At 43.3% G+C, this 3,326-nt stretch carries 4 protein-coding genes; all 4 read left to right on the plus strand.

Annotation, left to right across the window (positions count from 1 at the left end; genetic code table 11):
* The first annotated feature begins 28 nt into the window (after positions 1 to 28).
* The 4 genes from ACFIML_RS08940 to ACFIML_RS08955 are packed head-to-tail and all read left to right on the plus strand — an operon-like array spanning position 29 to position 3,246.
* Positions 29 to 514, plus strand: coding sequence for a phage tail protein (locus ACFIML_RS08940; RefSeq protein WP_375687988.1), 486 nt, complete (start codon positions 29 to 31; stop codon positions 512 to 514).
* Positions 511 to 765, plus strand: coding sequence for a tail protein X (locus tag ACFIML_RS08945; protein ID WP_375609809.1), 255 nt, complete (start codon positions 511 to 513; stop codon positions 763 to 765). The genes ACFIML_RS08940 and ACFIML_RS08945 overlap by 4 nt, the downstream gene beginning before the upstream one ends.
* Complete coding sequence (locus tag ACFIML_RS08950; RefSeq protein ID WP_375687990.1) at positions 765 to 1,787, plus strand: phage late control D family protein; 1,023 nt, start codon at positions 765 to 767, stop codon at positions 1,785 to 1,787. The genes ACFIML_RS08945 and ACFIML_RS08950 overlap by 1 nt, the downstream gene beginning before the upstream one ends.
* Entirely contained in the window at positions 1,744 to 3,246 is a 1,503-nt protein-coding gene (locus tag ACFIML_RS08955) for a replicative DNA helicase (protein WP_375687986.1), read from the plus strand. The genes ACFIML_RS08950 and ACFIML_RS08955 overlap by 44 nt, the downstream gene beginning before the upstream one ends.
* Positions 3,247 to 3,326 lie beyond the last annotated feature (80 nt).

Here is a 3,326-nt window from a genome sequence, read left to right on the forward strand (position 1 = left end):
TAATGATACAATCAAGGGGAGGGCGTCTATGAGAGATCCTTTGCTGATGTTAGGACCACATCTTTTTTATGTGGACTGGCTGAATTTCCAATCCTTTGAGGAAGAGTTTTCTGCTTCATGGGTTTGCCTAGAGCGTTTTGGTGAGGCTCCAGGTTTGCAATTTACCGGTTATGGCAATGATGCCAAAACCATCCATGGGGTGTTGTTTCCAGAAGAGTTTGGGGATCGGGTAGCCATTGATGCTATCACCAGAACCATTCGTGCTGCCAAGCCCGTTCAGATGATCCGTTGGATGAGTGACAATGGCTATAGCGCCATTCTCCATGGATCAGTGGTAATCACCAGTGTCACGAAAGATCACGACTATATTAGTCGCTCTGGTCAATCGGGGCGCATTCGCTATGCCATTAGCTTGTTACCGTTTTTCGATGGAGGAAAACCGCAAGGTCAATATCAGGTGGGACAATACCAAGAGGGATATGGTCAATATTCCCAAGGAGGAGAAACGTCATGAAGATACCAGAAAAGCACCTCGTGGTAGAGCTAGAAGATATGAGTCTCGATCTGATCTGCTTTCACCATGCCATGGCTGTGTTAGGGGACCGTTCTCAAGTTGGGGGACTAAATGGCTATTTAGAAGCCACACTGGAAGCCAATCCAGGTATTGCAGGGTATGGTGCTCTGTTGCCACGGGGCTTAAAGGTCATTCTGCCTGAGTTTGTTAGCCAAGAAAAGAACAGCGTGGTGAAGCGGTTATGGGATTAATGCGCACGCATCCTTTTATTGAGGTGAGGGTGGGGGATAAGCTTGTTCATGAGGTTTTTTACCAGCGTCTTTTAACCGCAACCATTACGGACCATGCCGGCAATGAAGCCGATACATTTGAAGCAGAGTTTGATGATAGTGGCCATGATTTAGAGGTTCCCTCAAGCAACAGCACTCTGCAAGTGATTTTTGGCTATGAGAACAGCATCAGTGCCTTCATGGGGCGTTTTGTTGTTGAGTCGGTGGTGAGTATTGGGGGCAGTGATGGAGAGATTTTGCGCCTTTGTGGCAAAAGCGCCTCGATGCGTAAAGAACTCAAAGAACAAGCGAGTGAACATTTTGATCACAAAATTGTTGGTGAGATTGTTGAGACACTCGCCAAACGCCATGGCTATCAAGCAAAAGTCAGTCCACAATTTATCAAACAAACTCTTTCTTATGTGATTCGTACAGATCAATCGGCGGTTGATTTTTTAACCCGTCTTGCGGACCGCATGCAGGCGCGTTTTTTAATCAAAGACCATAAGTTTTTATTTTTAAGCGGGGATAATTTACCAGCACTTGAACTTCATAAGCACGACTGTTCTAACTGGGAATTCACGTTAGAGCCACGCACGCAATACGGCATCATTGAAGCTTCTTATTTTGATCGCTCAACAGGGCAACAATGTCAAGTCAAACATCAGACAGGGGTTAGCGGGCCTGTGCGGCGTCTACGCAGTTGTTATCCATGTCAAGAGGAAGCTTTATCTGCCGCTGCTTCCGAGTCGGATCGCTTATGTCGTGCTGTAGGCAGTGGTTCTTTGTCTCTTGCAGGACGCCCTGAAATCATGGCGGATCAACCTCTCATCCTTCAAGGGTTTCGTGGGCAAATCAATGGACCATGGAAAGCCGCTACCGTCACACATCGTTATGAAAAACAAAGCGGATACACAACAGAAATCACCTTTGAGGCACCAAACAAGGGAAAGGAAAGCAATGAGAACATTGAACATGCTAAAAACAGAAAATCCAAGAGATAATTTTGCTTCTTCTTTTCGTCAACTTCCCCATAATATTGAAGCGGAACAGGCATTACTTGGAGCAATCCTGATTAATAATAATGCACTCGATCGCGTTTCAGACTTTCTCAAAGCAGAACATTTTTTTGAAACGCTACATCAAAAGATCTTTGAGATTGTCTTACAAATTATTCAAAAGGGTCATCTTGCAAACCCCATTACAATTAAGCCCTATATCCAAATGGAAGAAAAAATTGGAGATATTACTGTATACCAGTATGTTGTTCGCTTAGCCACAGAGGCAGTCACTATTATTAACGCTGAAGATTATGGACGTGTCATTTACGATCTTTTTATCCGCCGGTCTTTGATTAATCTTGGCAATGAAGTTGCCAATACAGCTTTTGATGCGCCTCTGGAGTTCACACCTTCCCAACAAATTGAAACGATTGAAAATCAATTATTTGAGTTAGCCGAAAAAGGAAAATATGGAGGTGGGTTTGAAAACTTTGATACAGCCATTGCAAAAGCACTTAACATGGCAAGCGCTGCGAAAAAGCGTTCCTCACAGCTTTCAGGGATAGCTACCCATATCAAAACCCTTGATGAAAAAATGGGAGGGCTACAACCATCCGATTTGATTATCATAGCTGGACGCCCTGGGATGGGTAAAACATCACTTGCTACCAATATTGCTTTTAATATTGCTAATGCTTGTAAGCGTGATAACAGCCAAACCAATGAAGGGGGTATTGTTGGTTTCTTCTCACTTGAGATGTCAACTGAACAGCTTGCAACTCGTATTATCTCAGAGCAAATAAAGGTTTCTTCTTCGGATATGCGTCGTGGTAATATCTCAGAAGAGCAATTTACCAACATCATTTACGCAATGCGCTCTTTACAAACAATCCCTCTTTATATTGATCAAACGGGGGGTGTCTCCCTTGCACAATTGGCCGCCCGTGCAAGGCGTCTGAAACGACAACATGGTTTAGATGTTTTGATTATCGACTATATCCAACTCATGACAAGTGGTTCAAAGCGTTCATTAGAAAATCGCGTTCAAGAAATTACAGCCATTACCACCGGATTAAAAGCACTTGCAAAAGAACTCAATATTCCCATCATTGCTCTGTCACAACTTTCACGTCAAGTTGAAAACCGAACCGATAAACGTCCACAACTCTCCGATTTACGTGAATCTGGTTCAATCGAGCAAGATGCCGACATTGTTCTGTTCGTTTATCGTGAAGAATATTATCTCAAAAATGAAGAACCCAAAGAAGGCACCTCTGAGTATAGCAAATGGCAAGAGGCAATGGAGCAAGCCAAGGGCAAAGCTGAGGTTATTATAGCAAAACAACGCCATGGTCCGACAGGAATCGTTTCCCTTGCCTTTCAATCCGATTTTACATGCTTTAGTGATTTGGAAAAAGAGGAGCAGAAAAACGCGTTAAAGGGAGCTTTAAATACCCTTTAGATAAGGTCTTTGAAGACCCTTTGAGAACACCTTTAAAACTCTTTGAAAAAAAATGAATTGGTACAAAACCTAGTGGCAAA

The organism is Bartonella sp. AC62GZZY, assembly GCF_042196525.1.
In the GTDB taxonomy this organism is placed as follows: Bacteria; Pseudomonadota; Alphaproteobacteria; order Rhizobiales; family Rhizobiaceae; genus Bartonella.

Coding starts and splice junctions, on each gene's coding strand:
- ACFIML_RS08955 (WP_375687986.1), top strand. CDS start 1,744: ATGAGAACATTGAACATGCTAAAAACAGAAAATCCAAGAGATAATTTT.
- ACFIML_RS08950 (WP_375687990.1), top strand. CDS start 765: ATGCGCACGCATCCTTTTATTGAGGTGAGGGTGGGGGATAAGCTTGTT.
- ACFIML_RS08940 (WP_375687988.1), top strand. CDS start 29: ATGAGAGATCCTTTGCTGATGTTAGGACCACATCTTTTTTATGTGGAC.
- ACFIML_RS08945 (WP_375609809.1), top strand. CDS start 511: ATGAAGATACCAGAAAAGCACCTCGTGGTAGAGCTAGAAGATATGAGT.